We start from the raw sequence: 18,786 nt of genomic DNA on the forward strand, positions 1-18,786 counted from the left end.
AGTCGGCGCGCGCGGGTGAGGATGGCGGCATGACCGACCTCGCCCAGGCCCACGTGCTCGTCGTCGGAGCGACCGGGGGGCTCGGCAGCGCCATCGCCCGGCGGCTCGTCGGGGCCGGCGCCCGGGTGAGCCTCGCCGGGCGCGACGAGTCACGGCTGCGGTCCCTCGCCGACGAGCTCGGCGCCGCGGTGGTCGCCACCGTGGCGCGCGACCTGACGGTGCCCGACGGGCCGGCGGCCGTCGTCGAGGCCGCCGCCGCGGCTGCGCCCCTGACCGGCGTCGTCAACGCGGCGGGCGTCGTGGCCTTCGGCGGGATCGAGGACCTCGACGACGACACCCTCGACGAGGTGCTGCTGCTCGACCTCGTCGCCCCGATCCGGCTCGCCCGCGCGGCCCTCGGGGTCATCCCGCAGGGCGGCTTCCTCGCCCAGGTGAGCGCGGTCGTGGCGGAACGGGCCCTGCCCGGGATGGCCGCCTACAGTGCCGCCAAGGCCGGCCTCACCGCCTTCGACACCGCCCTGGCCGGGGAGCTGCGCCGGCGCGGCATCCGGGTGCTCGACGTGCGCCCGCCGCACACCGAGACCGGGCTCGCGTCCCGGCCCGTCGCCGGGCAGGCGCCACGGCTGCCCCGGGGCCTCGAGCCGGACGCCGTGGCGGCGCGGGTCGTGCAGGCGCTCGCCGACGACGAGCGCGACCTCCCGTCGAGCGGCTTCAGCGGCTCGAGCGACTGACGACGCGTCGCGACCGGTCACCGGGCAGCACGGTCAGCGCGACGACGAGGGCGGCGGCCGCGAGCGTCACGACGCCGGTCACGACCGAGCCCCACCCCCGGCCCGACCACGCGTAGCCGAGGAGCCAGCCGACGAGGGCCGAGCCGCTGTAGTAGAGCACGTTGTAGAGCGCCGTCGCCTGGGCCCGGCCCGTCGAGGTACGAGCGCCGACCCACGCCGAGGCGGTGGCGTGCGCCGCGAAGAACCCAGCCGTCAGCACGAGCAGGCCGACGACGACGAGCGCGAGGCGGCCCGAGAGGGTGAGCAGCGCGCCGGCCACCATCGTCAGCGTGCCGAGCGTGAGCACCCGGCGGCGGCCGAGGCGCGGCACCCACCGACCGGTCAGGCGCGAGCTGACGGTGCCGGCGGCATACGCGGCGAAGATGAGCGAGCCGACCGTGGCGGGCAGGCCGAACTCCGGCCCCTCGAGCCGAAAGGCGAGGTAGTTGTAGACGGCGACGAAGCCGCCCATGAGCAGGGCGCCCTGGGCGTAGAGCGCGAGGAGGGCGGGGTCGCGCAGGCTCGTCCGGATGCCGTCGGCGACGGTGCGCGCCGTGGCCGCGGTGCTCGGTCGGTAGCCGCGGGGGCGCGGCATGAGCCGGAGGAAGACGACGGAGGCGACGGCACAGACCCCCGCCACGGTGAGCAGCGCCGGCCGCCAGCCGACGAGGCCCGCGAGGGGGCCGGCGATGAGCCGCCCGGCTGCCCCGCCGACGGTCGTGCCGGAGATGTAGGCCGCGGCGGCGGCGGCCGTGTGCTCGTCGTGCACCTCGTCGTGCAGGTAGGTGACGGCGAGCGCGGGCAGGCCACCGAGCGCCATGCCCTCGACGAGCCGGAGGGCGAGGAGCACCTCGATGGTCGGCGCGAGGGCGACCAGCACGCCGAGCACGGTCGAGGCGACGATGGCGACCTGCATGGCGCGCAGCCGCCCCACCCGGTCGGCGACCCACGACCACGGCAGCACCGCGACGGCGACCCCGAGGGTGGCGAGCGAGACGGAGAGGGCGGCGTCGGCCGGGCTCACCCCGAGGCCGCGGGCCAGCGTCGGCAGCAGCCCCTGCGGGGAGTAGAGCTGGGCGAAGGTCGCGACGCCGGCGGCGCCGAGCCCGACGAGGATGCGGCGGTACTCACGGCTCGCGGGGAGGTGCCCGGTCCAGGCCACGGCGCTCAGACCGCGGTCGACTCGTCGAGGTCCGGGTGTCCCAGGTGGCCCGGGTGGTCCGGGTGGTCGAGGTGGTCCATCGCGTCGACCCCGGCGTCCGCGTGCAGGCGACGGGCGGCGGTCACCGGGTCGCCGACGAGGCGATCGGCGTGGCACAGCGTGGCGACTTCCGCGGTGGCGCCCGGCGCCGCGAGGTGCACCGAGGTCGTCTCGGCCATCCGCCGCACCACGGGGGCGTGCGCGGCGAAGGCCGTCGCACGACGGGCGGAGAGCACGACGGCGTGGGGCCGCAGCGTGCGGCAGGTGCGGGCGAGCTCGGCGGGCGGTGTGCTCGCACCGAGGTAGCAGGTGCGCCAACCGAGGCGCGAGAGCACGATGCCGGTGGCCATCAGGCCGAACTCGTGCTGCTCCCCGGGCATGCAGGCGAGCACGACGAGGGGGCCGTCGGTGCGCTCGAGCGCACCGAGCAGCACGCCGAGCCGCGAGCGCAGCACGTTGCTCGCGAAGTGCTCCTGGGCGACCCCGATCGAGCCCGCCGCCCAGCGCTCGCCGATCTCGCGCAGGTAGGGCAGCACGACGTGCGCGAGCGCCTCCTCGACGCCGAGCGTCTCGAAGGCACGGCTCAGCACCCTGTGGCCACCGGTCTCGTCGAAGCTCTCGAGCGTCTGCTCGAGCAGGTCGATCGAGGCACGGGCCTCGGCTGGAGCCGACGGCGTCATGAGCGGGCTCCTCCCGTCGCGCCCGGGGTCGGGCGGGTCCCGCGGCCGAGCGCGCGCGTCGTACCCGTTCTCCCCCGATCTCCACCGTGGGTCGCGAACCCGGTTGGCGTCGCGCCCCCGGCGACGCAGGATGAGGTATGCCGCCCGCCGCGCCCGAGCGCCCGACCACCGTCCTCGAGGTGGCGTGCGACGAGTCGGGCTCGGAGGGCGAGAAGCTCGTGCGCGGGAGCACCGACACCTTCGCGCACGCCAGCGTCGACGTGACGACGGTGGCGGCCCTCGAGACGATCGAGCGGGTGCGGGTGGAGGCCCGCTCGCCGGCCACCGAGGTCAAGGCCAGCGTCGTGCTGCGCCCGCAGAACCGGCAGTTGCTCGAGTGGCTGCTCGGGCCCGAGGGCCCGCTGCTCGGCCGGGCTCACGTGCACCTGACCGACAAGGCCCTGCACCTCACGGGCCGCATGCTCGACCTGCTCGAGCCCTCGACGGGCTCGCGCACGCGGCTGGCTCGGCAGGCCCTGCGGCTGCACCGGGGTGCCGCGCGACGGCTCGGGTCGGCCGGGTGGGAGGTGGTGCTCGCCGACTTCAACGATCTCGTGCGCGCCCGGTCGCTCGAGGAGGCGACGGCGAGCGCGCTCGCGCTGCGGCGCGGCCTGCACGAGGTGCGGGACCTGGCGCCCGGGCTCGCGGGGGCGGTGCCCACCGACGCCGACGGGCTGCTCGCGCTCGTGGCGCGGGGCCGCGGGGCGCTCGACCCCATCGTGCCGGCGCTCACCGAGGTGCTGCGGCACTGGGGCGCGAGCGGTCGGCCGCTCTGGGTGGTGCACGACGTGCAGGCGACCCTGACCGACGCGGCCATCCGCACCGCGGTCGGGGCGAGCGCGGACGGCGGTGCCGACCGGCTCGAGGGCATCGCGTTCGTCGACTCCCAGGACGACCCGCGCGTGCAGCTCGCCGACTTCCTGGCCGGCGCGGCGCGGCGGATCGCCTCCCACGTGCTGGCGGGGCAGGCGGACCCGGGACTCGTCGCGCTCATCAGCCCCTACGTCAGCCCGCGGTCGACGTGGCGCGGGGACTGGCCGGTGGGCGACGCGGCCTAGAGGTCGTCCATCATCGCGACGCTGCACGACCCGGCGCGGGTCGGGACGGCGTGGGGTTCAGCGGCGTGGGGTGCAGCGGTGTGGGGTGCGGCGGTGTGGGGCGTGGCGGCCTCCGGCAGGCGGGCGTCGGCGAGCGTGGTCCGGACGGCCGGGACGACCGTCGAGGACGCCCGGGGCGCGGCCGCGGCCGCAGACCCGGCGGCGAGCGTGGAGAGCGCGACGAGCGTGGCACCGGCAGCGGCGACGAGCAGCCGCCGGGTGGTGGTCGGGCGGTGGTGGTCGGTCATCTGCCCAGTGTGCGCGCACCGTGCCGCCGGGTCCATGCTCCCGTGCACCCGAGGTGCGGGACCCGGCGGCACGAGCGGCCTCACACCCGGCCGAGACGGGTGATGGCGAAGGGCGCCGTGGCCGGGTCGGGGATGCCGAAGCGGGCGTTGACGACCCAGAGCGCGCCGAGCGAGGCGGTCGCCGTGGAGGGCACGTCGAGCGTCGGGTCGGTGAGCGTGGCGACGTGGCGACCCCGCACGCGGCCGTCGTCGCAGCGCAGGCGCACGACGCTGACGTCCTGGGGGCCGCTGCCGCGCACGTTGTACGAGGTGTGGCCGACGAGCTCGAGCCCGTCGCCGCTCGTGATGGGCGGTCCGCCGGCGACGGGGATCCGGCGGGCCGTGCCGGTGCGGGCGTCGACCTGCCACAGGCCACCGACACGGCTGTGGTTCAGCAGGATGGGTCCGTGCGGCAGCACGCGGATCCCGTTGGCGTTGAACGAGTTCGGCGGGCTCGACGGCCATTCGCCGCCCAGCGGGACGAAGCGGGGTGCCGTGCGGGCCGGGCGGCCGTGCCGGTCCAGCCGCACGACCGTGAGGCGGTCGACCGACGAGTCGGTGACCCACACCGCGTCGCGGGTGACGACGAGGTCGTTGAGGAAGCCGGCGCCCGGCACGACGACGTCACCGACGACCGCGCCGGTGCGCGCGTGCAGGGCCCAGACGTGCCCCACGGCGCCGACCGAGCCGACGGCCCAGACGAGTCCGGTGCGGCGCACGTGGAAGAGGCCCCGGAGCGACCGGCCGGCGGCCGGGGGCAGCAGGGTGCGCACCGGGCCGCCGCGCAGGCTCCCCGTGACGACGCGACCGTCGGCCACGGAGCCGACGTAGAAGGTGCCGTCGGGGCTCGAGGTGATCCCCTCGGGCTGGGTGCCCGTCGGGAGGTCGATGCGCGCGGGCAGGCGGCCGTGGTGGTGGCCGTGACCGGAGTCGTGGGCGTTGTCGTGGGCGGTGGCGGTGGGTGCGCTGAGGGCGGTGACGGCGACGGCGGCGGCCGAGCCGAGGACGAGGCGACGCGAGGGGGTGCCGGTCGGCACACCGAGGTGAGTGTCCATGGGTCCATGCTGGTCCGGCCCCGGCGCAGAAAGACAGAGGTCGGCGGTGAACCTTGGGCGCGCGCACGACGTTGCGCACCGTGGCGGACGTCGGCGCCCCCGGGCGGTCGGCGGGATCAGGTCCGGGGGTCCTCGCGGGTGACGTCGACGATCTCGACGTCGACCACCGCGTCACGAGAGAGGCCGTCCGGCGGGGGACCGAGCAGGTCGGTGAGGGTCTCGAGGGTGATCGACCGGGCCTGCCCGGCCACGGCGTGGAGGTCGACGTCGAAGGCCGCCACGAGACTCACGTGCGCGCCGCTGCACCGCACGACCCGCGTGCCGTCGGCCGCGGTGTCCTCGTCGAGCAGGAGGTCGACGGCGCTCGGCTGGCACCGCGGGACGGCGGCCAGCGCGCGACGCAGCGCGTCGACGAGGACGAGGTCGCTGATCCGCAGCCGGTCCCCAGAGGGCTCGGCGGGCACGGCGGTGGGGGTGGCGGTCGGTGAGGAGGAGGGCTCGAACGGGTCGACGACCTGCCAGGCCGCGTCGATCTCGACCCCGCGGCGCGTGGCGGAGCGGACGGCCTGGGTCACCCGCGCCGCGACGTCGAACCAGCCCGGCGCGGGGGTGGCTCGCATCTGCTCGGCGCCCAGGCGCACGAGGTCGGCGGCGCGCTGCTGCTCCTCCGCCGTGGCCTGTGGGCCCGCGGGCTCCGGGGTCGACGGGTCGTGCGGCCTGCCGTTCACCGCCATCTCACCATCCTCTCCGTCAGGTTGCGCCGCGCTCGGAAGATCGTGCCCCGGACGGCGTCGGGAGTCATCCCGAGCACCGAGGCCACCTCGGCCTGGCTGAGTCCCTCGACCTCGATGAGCACCCAGCAGGCCCGTTGCCGGTAGGGCAGCTCGTCGAGGGCGCGTTCCAGGGCCTCGACCAGCTCACGTTCGTGCGCCCGCTCGTCGGGCCCGGCCTCCGGGGACGCCATGGGTTCGAGCAGCTCGTCGTCGATCGGGACGGCGCGGCGTCGACGCCCCGAGTCGGCCACCTTACGGGCCGCGATGGCAAAGAGCCACGTCTTGACGCTGGCCCGACCGTCCCACCGGGCCAGGCCACGCCAGGCGGCGACGAACGTCTCCTGCACGACGTCCTCCGCGTCCGCGGCGGTCGAGCACGAGCGGAGGGCGTAGCGGTGCAGGGCCGGGCCGTGGCGCTGGAGCAGCGTCTCGAAGGCGACGCGGTCACCGAGGGCGGCGTCGCGGGCAAGGCTCGCGTCACTGCGGTCGGCACGGTCGGTCACGGAGGGGACGTACCCGCTCGGTCGCCGTGCCGAGTCGCCGCGTCCGGACGCGGCGCCCGGACGGGTATGACGCAGGTCACAGTGATCGGAGCGTGCGGTTCCGCCGGGTCGGCGCGACTACACCTGTGACAGCACGAACACACGAAAGGCAGTGACCATGGCTGACACCAACGCCTCCCAGACCCGCACGGCCCCCTCCGACGCCTCCGGCTCGAACAGCCAGGGCCGCACGATCATCAGCGACACCGTCGTGTCGAAGATCGCCGGCATCGCGACCCGCGAGGTCTCGGGCGTGCACGACCTCGGTGGTGGCGCCGCCCGCGCCGTCGGCGCCCTGCGCGAGCGCATCCCCGGTGGCCGGGTCAACCAGAGCCAGGGCGTCGGCGTCGAGGTCGGCGAGACGCAGGCCGCCATCGACATCGACATCGTCGCGGAGTACGGCATCGCCATCGCCGACCTCGCCACCGACATCCGTCGCAACGTCATCTCCTCCGTCGAGCGGATGACCGGTCTCGACGTCGTCGAGGTCAACGTGACCGTGCACGACGTCTACCTCGACGAGGGCGGCGACGACGCTCCCACCGAGGCCCCCCGGGTGCAGTGACACCCATGGGTGCAGTGCCGGCGGACGGCGGGGTCGGCCCGGACGACCAGGTTGGTCGTCCCGACCCCGCCGGGCTCGTCGACCGCATCGGCGAGGCCGTCCTCGCGGTGCAGGGCGTGACCGGCCTGCACGGGGGCCCGCTCGGGGTGGCCGCCACCTACCTGCCGGGACGCCGTGTCGTCGGCATCCGGCAGCGCGACGACCGCACCGAGGTCCACGTGACCGTCGGCAGCGGCCGGCCCGTGCGGCAGGTGGCCGACGACGTGCGGCGCGCCGTGCGCTCCGTCGTCGACCTGCCCGTCCACGTCACCGTCGAGGACGTCACGCCGGATGCCCCCACGGAGGCCGCTCCGGACGTCAACCCGGACGCCTCCACGGACATCGCGCCGGGCCACACCCCGTGACGCGAACCGCCACGATGCGACCCGCCATCACGGCCCCTGACCACTCGAACTCCTGGAGATGAGACACATGACCACTTCGACCGTCGGCCTCCTCGCCGGCCTCCTGCTCGGAGTCGCCGGCGCCGCAGGCGGATTCACCGGCTTCCTGCTCGCCCTCGTGCTCGGCGGCGTCGGCTTCCTCCTCGGCGGCCAGCGCGACGGCGAGTTCGACCTCGGCCGCCTCCTGGGTGGGCGCGGCCGTGAATGACGCCGAACCCACCGAGCCCACCGAGCCCACCGAGCCCAACGAGCTCGTCGACGCCGGTGCGCGCGGGACGCTCGTCCTGCGTGACCGGGCCGTCGAGCGCATCGTCGAGGCGGCCGTGCTCGAGGTCGACGGCGTGCTGCGGCACGCCGACACCCTGGAGAAGGTGACCGGGCGTTCGCTGCCGCGCGTCGAGGTCGTCGTCGCGGGCAACCGGGCCCGGGCCTCCGTCGAGATCGCCACCCGTTGGCCCAGCTCGCTCGCCGACGTCGCCACCCGCACCAAGGACGGCGTCGCCCGGGCCCTGACCGAGCTGGCCGGCCTCACCGTCGACGCCGTCGACGTGCACGTCGCCCACCTGCCCACCGACATCCCCGAGAGGAGACGGGTCCAGTGACCGCGACACCACCGCAGTCCCCGGCTCGCACGCCCGGGCCGGACCGGGTGCGCACCGGCTCGCCCGTCGGGGCGCCGGCTCCGACCGGAGCGCCCCCGGCCACCGGCTGGGCCGTGCTGCTCGGCCTGCTCGTCACGGCCGTCGGCGTGCTCCTGCTCCGCGACGCCGCCGTGCTCGCGGGCCTTCTCGACGGCACCGCCGTGACGAGCTCGCTCGTGGAGAAGCTGCGGAGCGTGCGACCGCAGGCGTGGTACGTCCCCGCCGGCGTCGTGCTCGCGCTCCTCGGCCTCTGGGTCGTCGTGGTGGCGGTGCGCCCGCGCCCGCGCCGCGACCTCGCCGTGGGCGACCGTTCCCTCGTGTGGCTCACCCCGTCGGCCGTCGCCGGTATCGCGCGCAGCGCGGCGTCGGGTGTCGACGGCGTCGTGGAGGCACGCGCCACCGCGACGCGCCGCGTCGTGCGGGTGCTCGCCCGCACGACGAGCACCGACCCCGGCGTGGCCGCCGGCATCACCGAGGCCGTCGAGCACTCCCTGAGCGGGCTCGCCTCGACGCCCACGGTCCGCGTCACGACCCGAGCGATCGGAGACCACTCATGACCCGCCGCACCGTCGCCGTCGACCGCACCCTCGTGCTGCTCGCCGGGCTGCTCCTGCTCGCCGCCGGCGTGCTCGGGCTGCTGTGGCGGCTGGGCACGCTCTCCGGGATGCCCGACCGCTTCGTGCTCGCCTCCGGCGTGGCCGACGCCCCGAGCCAGGGGTGGTGGGCCTGGGCGCTCGCCGCCGCCGGCCTGCTCCTCGTCGGGCTCGGCCTCTGGTGGCTGCTGGCACACCTCGCGCGGTCGCGCCCGAGCCGGCTCGGACTACCCGGCAGCTCGCCGCAGGGGAGGCTCAGCTACGACGTCGGGGCCGTCGCGGACGCCGCCGCCCGCGCGCTCCGCACCCGGCCGGACGTCACGAGCGTGCGCTCGACGACGGCCTACGCCCAGGGCCGGCCCCTCGTCGACCTCAAGGCCACGACGTCGGCGCGCGCCGACGTGCGCAGCATCGAGCGAGCCGTGGCCGAGGTCGCGGAGCAGCTCGCCCGCGCCACCGACGACCGCGTCGGCCTGCGCGTCCGGGTCGTCGTCGGTCGCCGCGCCCCGGCGCCGAGCCGGGTCGCCTGACCCGCGCGGGGTCGCCCGAACCCCGCGCAACCCCACCAGACCCCGGCCGCCATCGCGGTCGGCACCACGAGAGAAGGAATGCATCATGGGTATCGCTGACAAGGCCAAGAACGCCGCCCAGGACCTCGCCGGCAAGGCCAAGGAGGCCATCGGCGACGCGACCGACAACGAGCGCCTCGCGGCCGAGGGCCAGAAGGACCAGACCGAGGCTTCCGCGCGCAAGGCCGGCGAGAACGTCAAGGACGCCTTCAAGAACTGATCCGTTCGCCGGGTGCGGGGGTGGCATCGGCCACCCCGACCGCGAACGACGTGTGCCGCCGAGCCTCGGTCTCGGCGGCACACGTGCGTCTGCGCCAGGGCGCCGGTCCGGACGGGCCGGCCTCAGGCGGTCAGCTTGGCCCAGGTGCGCGGGCCGACGACGCCGTCGGCCGTCAGGCCACGGGCCCGCTGGAAGGCCTGGGTCTTCGACGTGGTCACGGCCCCGAAGGCACCGTCGGCGGTCAGGGCGTAGCCCCGGTGCGTCAGCAGCTTCTGGGCCGCGACGACGGCCTGGCCCGTGGAGCCGCGCTTGACCGTGACGACGAGCGCCGACCACGTCTTCGGGCCGACGACGCCGTCGGCCGACAGGCCCGTGGACCGCTGGAACGCGACGACCTTGCCCTGCGTCGTGGGGCCGAACGACCCGTCGACGGTCAGGCTCTGGCCCCGGGCGCGCAGCAGGTGCTGGATCGCCGTGACCCGGAAGCCGCTCGCGCCGCGCTTGACGGTCGTCCAGGCGATCGGTGCGGGCGTCGGCGTGCCGCCCCCACTGCCACCGATCCGCTTCGCGAGGGCGGCGAGCCGGGCGTCGCCCGGGCGCACGTTGATCTCGAAGTGCATCTCGTCCTTGCGGCCCGAGTAGTCACCGCCCCAGCGCACGACCCCGTTGCAGGAGGTGAGGATCGCCCGGATGCGCGAGCGCTGCGCGGCCGTGAAGGTGCCCGACTTCCCGAGCGGGTGACGGGGCGCGTTGAGGTCGATCGCCGTGCCGCTCGAGTGGTTCGACAGGGTCGTGCTGCCCGAGATCGGTCGGTAGCTGTGGCCCCAGCACCACCCCTTGACGAGCGCCTCGACCTCACTGTCGAAGCGCCGCGCGACGTAGCCGAGGACGACGTGGACGTCGCCGCGCCGCACGCCGGCCGGGAAGGTCGCGGCACCGACCGAGAGCGTCGCGAGCGGGACCGTGGACGACGAGCCGGCCGGCCAGCCGTTCTGGGACGTGGCGGCCTGGGCGGCGCTCGAGGTGGCGGCGACGAGGCCGCCACCGAGGAGGAGGCCGCCGGCGCCACGGAGGAGCGTGCGGCGCCCGACGGCGGGAGTGGTGGTTTCGTGGAGCTCACACATGACTGACCCCTGGGTGTCGGTGGTGCGGTCGCGGTCGCGGTCCGCAGCACGGACGCTAGGGGCGGTCGCCGGGGTCGTACATGGGGAGGACTACCCAGATCCGGGTCAGCTTCACGAGTTCGGGCCCGAGCCCGAGGCGACGAGGGCGTCGCCGACGGCGGTGCGCCAGTAGAGCACCTCGCGCCCCGACCGCCGGCGCAGCACGAGCCCGGCGGCGAGCAGCACCTGCAGGTGGTCGCCCACCGACCCGACCGCGAGCCCGGTCGTGGCCGCGAGTCCGCTCGTGCTCGACGGGGACCCGATCGCGGTGAGGATCCGCGCGCGGTTGCGGCCGACGAGGCGCGCGAGCCCGTCGGGGGCCCCGGCGTCGACGCGGGCCAGCGCTCCGGCGACGGGGTAGTAGACGGCATACCGCTGCGGGAGGAGCCAGCCCACCCAGCGGGCGCGGTGGTTGACGGGGACGAAGAAGAGGTCGGCGTCGTCGGGCAGCACGCGCGAGGGCAGGTCGTAGTGGTTGATCCGCAGGTGGCCGTCGCCGACCCACTCGCGGTCGCGGCCGAGGTCCTGCAGCACGGCCGCCCACCCCTGCGTGGCGAGCCGCGAGGTGCGGGCGACGACGTCGGCGTGCAGGATCCGCTCGCGCCGCGCCCAGTCGGTGGCGAGGACGTGCGTCCACACCCAGTCGAGCAGCTCGGCGCCGTGCCCTGTCAGCCCGTCGGCGAGCAGCACGTCGGGCAGCTCGCGCGTGGGCGAGCTCTCGGCGAGGCAGTCGCGCATGACGTCGTCGCCGAGGTCGCGCACGTCGTCCAGCTCCTCGGCGAAGGTGCGCCCACCCGTGGCCGGCGGCAGGCAGAGCCAGTCCGAGATCCACTGCGGCCTCCAGCTGTGCTCGAGCACGACCCGCCGCACGGGGTGCTCGTCGAGCATGGCCCGGAACGCCTCGCCGTGGGCGGCGGCGAGCGCCCGCCCCTCGGGGTCGGAGGGGCGCACGAGGTCGTTGAGCGCGCCGACCGTCTCGATGCGCGGGGAGATGACGAAGCGGCTCCGCGCGAGCAGGTCCGCCGAGATCTGCCAGGTCCCCATGTTTCGCCTCCTGCCGAAACGTTAGCGCCCGCGCCCTCGGGTTCGTCAGGGTGAGCCCGTGAAGACCTACCGCCAGCTGTTCGCCGTCCGCGAGTTCCGGGTCCTCTTCCTCGTCCAGTGCATCAACATCGGGGCGTATGCCGTCGCCTCCCTCGCGCTCGGCACCATCACCTTCGCGGCCACCGGGTCGCCGGTGCTCACGGCGCTCGCGATGTTCGGCGCGCCGCTCATGCGGATCGTCGGGCAGACGCTCTTCGGCTCGGGCTCGGACCTCGTGCGCCCGCGGACCGCCCTCGTGCTCGTCTTCACGACGACGATGGTCAGCGACCTGCTCCAGGCGATCCCGGGCCTGCCGTGGGGCTGGCGCTTCGCGCTCCTCGCCGTCGGTCCGCTCATCACGTCGGCCCTCGGCGGCAGCATGATGGCGCTCGTCTCCGACATCCTGCCGCCCGACGGCTTCATCCTCGGCCGGGCGACGATGAACATCGCGGTCGGCGGCATGCAGATCGTCGGCTACGGCGTCGGCGGCCTGCTGCTCATCACCTTCACGACGACGCAGCTCTTCCTCGGCGCCGCCGGTGCCCTCCTCCTCGCCGTCGTGCTGCTGCGCCTCGGCCTGTCGGACCACCCGCCACGGCACGCCGGGGCCTCGGTCGTGCGCCGCACGCGGGAGGTCAACCGTGCCCTGCTCGGCTCGCGCGTCATCCGGCCGCTCTACCTGACGATGTGGGTGCCCAACGGACTCGTCGTCGGGTGCGAGGCGCTCTTCGTGCCCTTCGCGGGCGAGCGCGCGGGCTACCTCTTCGCCGTCACGGCCGCGGGCATGCTGCTCGGCGACGTCGTCGTCGGGCGCTTCCTCCCCGTGGCGGTCCGCGACCGGCTCATCGGCCCGCTGCGCCTCCTCCTCGCCGTGCCCTACCTCGCCTTCTTCCTCGTGCCGTCGCTGCCGTGTGCCGCCGCGCTCGCCTTCGTGGCGTCGATCGGCTACTCGGCGAGCCTGCCCCTGCAGGAGCGGCTCGTGACGCACACCGAGGCGCGCGCCCGCGGTCAGGTCTTCGGCCTGCAGGGCACGGGGCTCATGGTGGGTCAGGCGCTCGGCGCGCTGGTCGGCGGCACGGTGGCGAGCGTCCTCGGGACGGGCCCGGTCGCGGCCGCGCGCGCCATGGGCGTCATGGCCGTCGCGTCGGTCGTCGTCTCGCTCGCGCTGACGCCGGGGCTGCGCCGGTCCCGGCCGGGGGCCGCCGTCCTCGCCGGTGCCAGAACCTGACCCGACTGGCCCGGCTGGTCCGGCTGGTCCGGCTGGCCCGGCTGACCCGACTGGCCCGGCTGGTCCGACTCAGCCCGTGACGAGGCCCCGGCGCCGGGCGATGGCCGCCGCCTCGGTGCGTCCTGACGCGCCGAGCTTGGCCAGCAGGTTGGAGACGTGGACGCTCACGGTCTTCGTGCTGATGTAGAGCTGCTTGCCGATCTGCCCGTTGGAGAGGCCCTGCGCGAGCAGGGCGAGCACCTCGAGCTCGCGCGGCGTGAGGTCGGGGGCGGTCTGGGTCGGGCGCACGTCGTCGAGCTCGGCGAGCAGGGGCTTGGCCTCGAGACGGACCGCGACCTCACGGGCGCGCTCGGCGACGTCGCGTGAGGTCGCGTCGTCGCCGGCGGCTCGCAGCGACTCCGCGAGCCGGGCCTGCGAGCGCGCGGTCTCGAAGACGTGCCCGTAGCGCTCGAAGGCGTGAACGCTCTCGCGCCACGCGCCGACGAGGTCGGCGACGGGCGGCGGGTCGTCCACGCCGGCGACCCGCTGGAGCCGGAGCAGCTCGGCCTCGAGGCGCGCCGTCCACGCCCACGTCTCGCGGCTCGTGTCCTCGAGGGACTCGGGCGCCGAGCGCTCGAACTTCGGCCGGATCGCCGCCTCGACCGCAGGCCGCAGGTCGCTGATCCGGCGGCCCCGCTCGGCGAGCGTCGCTACGAGGGTGAGCGCGCGGGCCCGCAGCGCCGGGTCGGCGTGCGGGACGAGGGTGGCGGCCTGTCCCGCGACGAGCGCGCCGAGCCGCACGAGCGCGTGGTACTCGCCCCAGGCGGCGTCGAGGAAGGTGACGGCGGCCTCGACGACGTCAAGCATCCCGGCGAGGTCACCGGCGTGGCCGAGCACGTCGACCGCCGGCATGACCGTCAGCACGACGCAGAGGCCGTCGACGTGCCACCACTCGCGCATCGTCGCGACGAGGTCGGGGTCGACCGGCTCACCCCGACCGGAGCGCACGAGGAGGGCGGCGCCGGTGAAGATCGTGCGGCCCGGCTGCGGGGCCGGGCGGCCGGCGAGGTCGAGCCGCCGCAGGGCGCCGTCCCAGTCGCCGAGCTCGTACGCGGTGATGCCGCCAAGGAGGCGGCACTCCTGGCCCCACGGTGCCCACTCGCGGTGCATCCGCCGCGCGACGTCCGCGCCGCGGTCGTAGAGCGCGAGCGACCCCGGGAGGTCACCGCGCCGGTGGGCGAGCGAGGCGAGCTGGTGCAGGCCGCGGAGCAGCAGCGGGTCGTCGGGGCCGAGGTCGGCGACGATGGAGCGCAGGTGCGTCTCGACGGCGTCGAGGTCCTCCTGGGCCTCAAGGACGCGCGCGAGGATCGTGCGGACCTCGGCGAGCGCGCCGCCGAGCCCGAGCCGCTCGGCGATCAGCGAGACCTCGTTGCCGACGACCGCGGCCTCGACGAACGAGCCGTGGTCGACGAGCGCCTGCACCCGCGCGACGAGCACGCGGACCCGGCGCTCGTCGGCCTCGTCGCCGATGAGCGCGAGGGCCTCGTCGGTCATCGCGATCGAGTCGACGGGCAGGTCGAGGACCCGTGACCGCACGACGAGCGCCGACAGCAGGTCGGCGCGCGCCCCCGGATCCTGCGCGGCCCCCGGGTGGTCGAGACGGTCGCGCAGCAGGTCCATCGCCCGGAGCGCGTCGCCCGCGACCATGGCCGCGCGTGACGCACGAAGGGTCAGCTCGTCGCGCTGCGGGTCGTCCTCGTCGAGCCAGGCCAGGGCGCGCTCGAGGTGGAGCAGCGCCTCCTGCGGGCCGCCGACGGCCATGGCCGCCTCGGCCGCCGCCCGGCTCGCCGTGACCGCCGTCGGCAGGTCGCCGACCGCCGCGGCGTGGCGGGCGAGCTCGGACGCGGGGGCGAGCCCGGGGTGCTCGGCCAGCACGGCGGCATACGCCCGGTGGAGGCGGAGCCGCTCACCCGGCAGCAGGCCGTCGGCGACGGTCTCGCCGAGGAGGGCGTGGCGGAAGGTGTAGGCCGGCGGCCAGCGGGTCTCGAGGACGTGGTGCTCGACGGCGGCGGCGAGCGCGGCCTCGAGCTCGTCGTCGGGCAGGCCGACGACGCGCGAGAGGAGGTCGTGGCCGATGAACTGGCCGCCCTTGAGGGCCACGGCGCGCACCACCCGCTGCGCCGTGTCGTCGAGCTGGTCGACGCGGGCCCGCAGCACGCGGCTCAGGCCGCCGGTGAGCGACTGGCCCGCGGCGGCGCTCGCGACGAGCTCCTCGGCGAAGAAGGGGTTGCCCTGCGCGCGGCGGGCGATCTCGGCGGCGGTGCCGGGGTCGGTGGGAGCGCCCTCGATGCCGGAGACGAGCTCCCGGACGGCGTCGTCGGGGAGCGGGGCGAGCTCGACGTGCTCGAGCCCCGCGATGCGCGCCCACACGGCGAGCGTCTCGTGGAGGGGGTGGCGGCGGTAGAGGTCGTCGGAGCGGTAGGTCACGACGAGGCCGACCGGGCGGGTGAAGCCACGGGTGAGCAGGAGGGTGATGAGGTCGCGCGACGAGTGGTCGGCCCAGTGGACGTCCTCGACGACGATGAGCGACGGCTGGGCGTCGCCGAGTGCCGACAGCAGGGCGTGGACCGACTCGGCCACCTGTCCGGGGTCGGTGCTGCGGCCGGTGGGGACGTCGGATGTGGCTGGCGCGGTGGGCCTGCCGGGCAGCAGGTGGCCGAGGCTCGGGTGCGTGTCGAGCACGCGCTCGACGACCTCGGGGTGGGTGGCGTCGATGGTGCCGACGAGCTCGACGAAGGGGAGGTAGGCGAGGCTGCTGCCGGCCTGGCCGACGCAGTGGCCGACGGCCGTGAACCAGCCGGCCTCGGTCGCGTCGTCGAGGAGCCGGCTGACGATGCGGGACTTGCCGATGCCGGCGTCGCCGGAGAGCACGACGACGCCACCGGGCCGCGCGCCCGGCGCGGGGCGCAGCCCGATGGCGTCGGCGAGACGGGACAGGTCGGTGTCGCGTCCGATGAGGGGGCCGGTGCGCAGCGGCATACGCGGCATCATCGCGTACTCCGCCGACAGCGGGGGGACGGCCTGCGACACGGGTCGCGTCGCCGTCGTCACTGTCGTCACCGTGCGCGGCCCGGGTTGTTCTCCTGACGGGAGACCCGCGCCATGGTGCGGCGCATGATCTCGAGCGACGAGTCGCGGCGGACGCGACGGCGCTGCGGGTAGCGGGACTCGATCTCGACCTGGACGGTGCGGAAGTCGATGTAGTGCATGGTCATGGTCTTTCCTCTGGTCGTGCCGTTTCTGGACTCCTCCAGATTCGGCCGCTGAGGTAGACCCCCACATCGGGCGAGCTCCCTATCCGTGCCTGCCCGCTACCTCAGATCCCGGGACCTGCTACCTCAGCCGAGGACGAGGGTGGCGGCGATGGCGAACATCACGAGGGCGATGGCGACGTCGAGGACGCGCCACGTCGCCGGCCGGGCGAAGAGGGGCGCGAGGAGCCGGGCGCCGTAGCCGATGGCGGTGAACCACGCGACGCTCGCGACGGCAGCCCCTGCGGCGAACCACCAGCGCCCGTCCGGCCCGTGCTGGTTGGCGAGCGAGCCGACGAGCAGGACCGTGTCGAGGTAGACGTGCGGGTTGAGCCAGGTCAGGGCGAGGACGGTCGCGAGGACGCCGCCGCGCGACGCCGACCCGTGCGTCGCCTCGAGCCCGGAGGGCCGGCGGGCGTTGCGCAGGCAGAGGAGCCCGTAGCCGACGAGGTATGCCGCCCCCACCCACCGCACGACGGTGAGCAGCCCGGGGTGTGCCGTGACCAGACCGCCGACGCCGAGCACTCCGGCGGCGACGAGGACGGCGTCGCTCATGGCGCAGACGGTGACGACGAGCCCGACGTGCCGGCGCGCGAGGCCGGTGCGGAGCACGTAGGCGTTCTGCGCACCGATGGCCACGATGAGCGAGGCCATGGTGAGGAAGCCGGGCAGGATGGACGTCACCCGTCGACCGTAGGGGCCGGACGGCGATCAGTGAAGCGAAAGATCCTCACCCATCATTAGCCTGTCTTCATGCCGATCCATCCCGACCACTTGGCCACGCTGCTCGCCATCGTCGACACCGGCACGTTCGAGGCAGCCGCTCGCCGTTTGCACGTGACGCCGTCGGCGGTCAGCCAGCGCGTCCGGGCGCTCGAGGCCGGGATCGGTCAGGTCGTCGTCGTCCGGTCGACGCCGTGCCGGGCGACGTCGGCAGGGGAAGCGCTCGTCCGGCTCGCGCGCCAGCAGGGCCTGCTCGAGTCCGAGGCGCTCGCCGGGCTGGCGGCCGACGCCCGGGACCGCGTCGACCTGCCGGTCGTCGTCAACGCCGACTCGATGGCGACGTGGTTCGGGTCCGTGCTGACGCATGCCGCGCGCTGGGACGACGCCGTGCTGCGCCTCCGCGTCGAGGACCAGGACCACTCGGCCCGGCTGCTCCGTTCCGGCGAGGTGCTGGCGGCCGTGACGTCGGACCCGTCACCCGTGCAGGGCTGCTCGACCGAGCCGCTCGTGACGATGCGCTACGTGCCCGCCTCGACGCCCGGCCTGCTCGAGCGCCATCGCTCAGGGCGCGGGATCAACTGGGGCGCAATGCCACTCGTGCGCTTCAACGCCAAGGACGACATCCAGCAACACATCCTCGACCGCCACGGGGTCGACGTGGCCCCGCCGACGCACGAGGTGCCCGACGGTGGTGGTTTCGTCGCCGCGGTACGCGCCGGGCTGGGGTGGGGCGCCCTCCTGACGACCCAGCTCGCGCCGTTGCTCGAGTCGGGCGAGCTCGTGCGCCTCGGTGCGCGCGACCACGTCGACGTCGAGCTCTACTGGCAGCGCTGGCGGCTCCCGTCGGCGCACCTCGACCGGCTCACCGAGGCCGTCAGGACGGCGGCGGCGTCCGCGGCACCGGCGGCGCGGCGTCCAGGTGGGCGCGCCACGCGGCATACCCCCCGATGACGTCGGTCGCGCGGTGGATGCCGAGCTCCTGCAGGGCGGCCGCCGCGAGGCTCGAGGTGTAGCCCTCCTGGCAGAGCACGACGACCTCGAGGTCATGGCTCGCGACCGGCAGCGAGGCGTCGCTCGAGGGGTCGAGGCGCCACTCGAGGACGTTGCGCTCGATCGGGGTCGCGAAGGGCAGCTCGCCCTCGGACGCCCTCTGAGCCACGGGCCTGATGTCGACGACGAACGCGCCTCGCGTGCGGGCCGACTCGGCCTCGGCCGGGGTGAGTCGGTGGAGCCCGGAGCGGGCGTCGGCGAGGACCTCGTCGATGGTGCGCGGACGGGGTCGGCTCACCAGTCGACCCCGACCTCGGCCTGCTCCTCGACCTCGAGCACGCCGTCGACGTCCCGGTAGTTCGTCATGGAGGTCAGCTTCGGGGCGTAGACGTGCAGGCTGACGGCCGGGTCGGAGCCGGCGTTCGTCACGCGGTGCAGGTGCCGGGTGCCGAAGCTGCGCTGGTCGCCCGGGGTCAGCAGCACGCCGGGGCCTGTGGCGCGCCGCACGTCGTCGAGGTCGCGCGCCGAGCGGTAGCCCGCGACCTCCTCGGTCAGCACGCCCTGGAGCACGACGAACGAGCCGGCGCTGCCGCCGTGGTCGTGCCACGGTGTGCCCTGCCCGGGCAGCCAGGTGAGCAGCCAGGCCTCGTGGTCGGCGTCGGCGTGCAGCCGCGCGTAGTAGCGGGTGATCGGGTCGAAGTCGACGAGCCCCTGCCAGAGGGAGTGCTGGCGGGCGAGGCGCCGGGCGGTCAGGGCGAGGTCGACGGTGGTGCGCTGGGTGCCGCGGGACATGGTGGGCCTTCCGGGAGGTGCGGTGGTGGTCGGGTCGGTGGC

At 75.3% G+C, this 18,786-nt stretch carries 24 protein-coding genes; 11 read left to right on the forward strand and 13 right to left on the reverse strand.

What is annotated here, in order from left to right; genetic code table 11:
• Positions 1-29 precede the first annotated feature (29 nt).
• The gene (locus ABD979_RS19210; RefSeq protein WP_345509133.1) at positions 30-731 is read left to right on the forward strand and encodes an SDR family NAD(P)-dependent oxidoreductase; all 702 of its coding nucleotides are present in this window, start codon (positions 30-32) and stop codon (positions 729-731) included.
• Here ABD979_RS19210 and ABD979_RS19215 read toward each other — a convergent pair.
• Entirely contained in the window at positions 712-1,932 is a 1,221-nt protein-coding gene (locus ABD979_RS19215; protein ID WP_345509134.1) for an MFS transporter, read from the reverse strand. The two genes, ABD979_RS19210 and ABD979_RS19215, sit on opposite strands and share 20 nt — an antisense overlap.
• A 5-nt stretch (positions 1,933-1,937) precedes the next feature.
• A complete protein-coding gene (locus ABD979_RS19220; protein ID WP_345509135.1) occupies positions 1,938-2,651 on the reverse strand; it encodes a cobalamin B12-binding domain-containing protein in 714 nt (237 codons plus the stop codon).
• 137 nt (positions 2,652-2,788) lie between these two features.
• Here ABD979_RS19220 and ABD979_RS19225 point away from each other — a divergent pair, with 137 nt between their 5' ends.
• The gene (locus tag ABD979_RS19225) at positions 2,789-3,748 is read left to right on the forward strand and encodes a hypothetical protein (RefSeq protein ID WP_345509136.1); all 960 of its coding nucleotides are present in this window, start codon (positions 2,789-2,791) and stop codon (positions 3,746-3,748) included.
• On the opposite strand, the gene ABD979_RS19230 is transcribed toward ABD979_RS19225, so the two are convergent.
• The 4 genes from ABD979_RS19230 to ABD979_RS19245 all read right to left on the reverse strand — a co-directional run bounded on the left by ABD979_RS19230 (position 3,745) and on the right by ABD979_RS19245 (position 6,405).
• Positions 3,745-4,035 (reverse strand): hypothetical protein, encoded by a 291-nt coding sequence (locus ABD979_RS19230; RefSeq protein WP_345509137.1) that lies wholly within the window; start codon positions 4,033-4,035, stop codon positions 3,745-3,747. The genes ABD979_RS19225 and ABD979_RS19230 overlap by 4 nt on opposite strands.
• 80 nt (positions 4,036-4,115) lie before the next feature.
• On the reverse strand, positions 4,116-5,129 hold the full coding sequence (locus tag ABD979_RS19235) for an SMP-30/gluconolactonase/LRE family protein (protein WP_345509138.1): 1,014 nt from the start codon (positions 5,127-5,129) through the stop codon (positions 4,116-4,118).
• Between the two features lie 116 nt (positions 5,130-5,245).
• Entirely contained in the window at positions 5,246-5,863 is a 618-nt protein-coding gene (locus ABD979_RS19240) for a hypothetical protein (protein WP_345509139.1), read from the reverse strand.
• Positions 5,854-6,405: an RNA polymerase sigma factor gene (locus ABD979_RS19245; protein ID WP_345509140.1), complete on the reverse strand. Its 552-nt coding sequence runs from the start codon at positions 6,403-6,405 to the stop codon at positions 5,854-5,856. Before ABD979_RS19245 ends, ABD979_RS19240 begins: the two co-directional genes overlap by 10 nt.
• Before the next feature lie 157 nt (positions 6,406-6,562).
• Here ABD979_RS19245 and ABD979_RS19250 point away from each other — a divergent pair, with 157 nt between their 5' ends.
• The 7 genes from ABD979_RS19250 to ABD979_RS19280 all read left to right on the forward strand — a co-directional run bounded on the left by ABD979_RS19250 (position 6,563) and on the right by ABD979_RS19280 (position 9,475).
• Entirely contained in the window at positions 6,563-7,009 is a 447-nt protein-coding gene (locus ABD979_RS19250) for an Asp23/Gls24 family envelope stress response protein (protein ID WP_345509141.1), read from the forward strand.
• 5 nt (positions 7,010-7,014) lie between these two features.
• Entirely contained in the window at positions 7,015-7,413 is a 399-nt protein-coding gene (locus ABD979_RS19255) for an Asp23/Gls24 family envelope stress response protein (protein ID WP_345509142.1), read from the forward strand.
• 67 nt (positions 7,414-7,480) lie between these two features.
• Positions 7,481-7,660: a DUF2273 domain-containing protein gene (locus tag ABD979_RS19260; RefSeq protein WP_345509143.1), complete on the forward strand. Its 180-nt coding sequence runs from the start codon at positions 7,481-7,483 to the stop codon at positions 7,658-7,660.
• Positions 7,653-8,054: an Asp23/Gls24 family envelope stress response protein gene (locus tag ABD979_RS19265; protein ID WP_345509144.1), complete on the forward strand. Its 402-nt coding sequence runs from the start codon at positions 7,653-7,655 to the stop codon at positions 8,052-8,054. The genes ABD979_RS19260 and ABD979_RS19265 overlap by 8 nt, the downstream gene beginning before the upstream one ends.
• Positions 8,051-8,650: a DUF6286 domain-containing protein gene (locus ABD979_RS19270; RefSeq protein ID WP_345509145.1), complete on the forward strand. Its 600-nt coding sequence runs from the start codon at positions 8,051-8,053 to the stop codon at positions 8,648-8,650. Before ABD979_RS19265 ends, ABD979_RS19270 begins: the two co-directional genes overlap by 4 nt.
• Positions 8,647-9,216, forward strand: a complete 570-nt coding sequence (locus ABD979_RS19275) for a hypothetical protein (protein ID WP_345509146.1) — start codon at positions 8,647-8,649, stop codon at positions 9,214-9,216. Before ABD979_RS19270 ends, ABD979_RS19275 begins: the two co-directional genes overlap by 4 nt.
• Positions 9,217-9,301: 85 nt before the next feature.
• Positions 9,302-9,475, forward strand: a complete 174-nt coding sequence (locus tag ABD979_RS19280; protein ID WP_345509147.1) for a CsbD family protein — start codon at positions 9,302-9,304, stop codon at positions 9,473-9,475.
• A 122-nt stretch (positions 9,476-9,597) separates the two neighbouring features.
• Here the strand turns inward: ABD979_RS19280 and ABD979_RS19285 are convergent, their stop codons facing one another.
• Both ABD979_RS19285 and ABD979_RS19290 read right to left on the reverse strand, forming a co-directional pair.
• A complete protein-coding gene (locus ABD979_RS19285) occupies positions 9,598-10,599 on the reverse strand; it encodes a peptidoglycan-binding protein (RefSeq protein WP_345509148.1) in 1,002 nt (333 codons plus the stop codon).
• Between the two features lie 111 nt (positions 10,600-10,710).
• Entirely contained in the window at positions 10,711-11,682 is a 972-nt protein-coding gene (locus tag ABD979_RS19290) for a winged helix-turn-helix domain-containing protein (RefSeq protein WP_345509149.1), read from the reverse strand.
• A 58-nt stretch (positions 11,683-11,740) separates the two neighbouring features.
• Between ABD979_RS19290 and ABD979_RS19295 the strand changes: the two genes are divergently transcribed.
• Positions 11,741-12,949, forward strand: a complete 1,209-nt coding sequence (locus ABD979_RS19295; protein WP_345509150.1) for an MFS transporter — start codon at positions 11,741-11,743, stop codon at positions 12,947-12,949.
• A gap of 69 nt (positions 12,950-13,018) precedes the next feature.
• Here the strand turns inward: ABD979_RS19295 and ABD979_RS19300 are convergent, their stop codons facing one another.
• The 3 genes from ABD979_RS19300 to ABD979_RS19310 form a co-directional block, all read right to left on the reverse strand.
• Positions 13,019-16,039 (reverse strand): helix-turn-helix transcriptional regulator, encoded by a 3,021-nt coding sequence (locus ABD979_RS19300; protein WP_345509151.1) that lies wholly within the window; start codon positions 16,037-16,039, stop codon positions 13,019-13,021.
• 5 nt (positions 16,040-16,044) lie between these two features.
• Positions 16,045-16,203, reverse strand: coding sequence for a hypothetical protein (locus ABD979_RS19305; protein ID WP_345509152.1), 159 nt, complete (start codon positions 16,201-16,203; stop codon positions 16,045-16,047).
• A gap of 123 nt (positions 16,204-16,326) precedes the next feature.
• On the reverse strand, positions 16,327-16,923 hold the full coding sequence (locus ABD979_RS19310; protein ID WP_345509153.1) for a LysE/ArgO family amino acid transporter: 597 nt from the start codon (positions 16,921-16,923) through the stop codon (positions 16,327-16,329).
• A 69-nt stretch (positions 16,924-16,992) separates the two neighbouring features.
• Between ABD979_RS19310 and ABD979_RS19315 the strand changes: the two genes are divergently transcribed.
• The gene (locus ABD979_RS19315; RefSeq protein WP_345509154.1) at positions 16,993-17,913 is read left to right on the forward strand and encodes a LysR family transcriptional regulator ArgP; all 921 of its coding nucleotides are present in this window, start codon (positions 16,993-16,995) and stop codon (positions 17,911-17,913) included.
• Here the strand turns inward: ABD979_RS19315 and ABD979_RS19320 are convergent.
• Positions 17,837-18,250, reverse strand: a complete 414-nt coding sequence (locus ABD979_RS19320) for a rhodanese-like domain-containing protein (RefSeq protein WP_345509155.1) — start codon at positions 18,248-18,250, stop codon at positions 17,837-17,839. The genes ABD979_RS19315 and ABD979_RS19320 overlap by 77 nt on opposite strands.
• A complete protein-coding gene (locus ABD979_RS19325) occupies positions 18,247-18,744 on the reverse strand; it encodes a cysteine dioxygenase (RefSeq protein ID WP_345509156.1) in 498 nt (165 codons plus the stop codon). The genes ABD979_RS19320 and ABD979_RS19325 overlap by 4 nt, the downstream gene beginning before the upstream one ends.
• Positions 18,745-18,786: the final 42 nt, after the last annotated feature.

Origin of the sequence: Terrabacter aeriphilus (assembly GCF_039542985.1) — a bacterium.
Taxonomy (GTDB): domain Bacteria; phylum Actinomycetota; class Actinomycetes; order Actinomycetales; family Dermatophilaceae; genus Terrabacter; species Terrabacter aeriphilus.

Bases quoted from the DNA above. Each gene is read 5' to 3' on its own strand.
- ABD979_RS19210 (WP_345509133.1), top strand. From the start codon at position 30: ATGACCGACCTCGCCCAGGCCCACGTGCTCGTCGTCGGAGCGACCGGG.
- ABD979_RS19220 (WP_345509135.1), bottom strand. From the start codon at position 2,651: ATGACGCCGTCGGCTCCAGCCGAGGCCCGTGCCTCGATCGACCTGCTC.
- ABD979_RS19225 (WP_345509136.1), top strand. From the start codon at position 2,789: ATGCCGCCCGCCGCGCCCGAGCGCCCGACCACCGTCCTCGAGGTGGCG.
- ABD979_RS19230 (WP_345509137.1), bottom strand. From the start codon at position 4,035: ATGACCGACCACCACCGCCCGACCACCACCCGGCGGCTGCTCGTCGCC.
- ABD979_RS19235 (WP_345509138.1), bottom strand. From the start codon at position 5,129: ATGGACACTCACCTCGGTGTGCCGACCGGCACCCCCTCGCGTCGCCTC.
- ABD979_RS19240 (WP_345509139.1), bottom strand. From the start codon at position 5,863: ATGGCGGTGAACGGCAGGCCGCACGACCCGTCGACCCCGGAGCCCGCG.
- ABD979_RS19250 (WP_345509141.1), top strand. From the start codon at position 6,563: ATGGCTGACACCAACGCCTCCCAGACCCGCACGGCCCCCTCCGACGCC.
- ABD979_RS19255 (WP_345509142.1), top strand. From the start codon at position 7,015: ATGGGTGCAGTGCCGGCGGACGGCGGGGTCGGCCCGGACGACCAGGTT.
- ABD979_RS19260 (WP_345509143.1), top strand. From the start codon at position 7,481: ATGACCACTTCGACCGTCGGCCTCCTCGCCGGCCTCCTGCTCGGAGTC.
- ABD979_RS19275 (WP_345509146.1), top strand. From the start codon at position 8,647: ATGACCCGCCGCACCGTCGCCGTCGACCGCACCCTCGTGCTGCTCGCC.
- ABD979_RS19280 (WP_345509147.1), top strand. From the start codon at position 9,302: ATGGGTATCGCTGACAAGGCCAAGAACGCCGCCCAGGACCTCGCCGGC.
- ABD979_RS19285 (WP_345509148.1), bottom strand. From the start codon at position 10,599: ATGTGTGAGCTCCACGAAACCACCACTCCCGCCGTCGGGCGCCGCACG.
- ABD979_RS19290 (WP_345509149.1), bottom strand. From the start codon at position 11,682: ATGGGGACCTGGCAGATCTCGGCGGACCTGCTCGCGCGGAGCCGCTTC.
- ABD979_RS19305 (WP_345509152.1), bottom strand. From the start codon at position 16,203: ATGACCATGCACTACATCGACTTCCGCACCGTCCAGGTCGAGATCGAG.
- ABD979_RS19315 (WP_345509154.1), top strand. From the start codon at position 16,993: ATGCCGATCCATCCCGACCACTTGGCCACGCTGCTCGCCATCGTCGAC.
- ABD979_RS19325 (WP_345509156.1), bottom strand. From the start codon at position 18,744: ATGTCCCGCGGCACCCAGCGCACCACCGTCGACCTCGCCCTGACCGCC.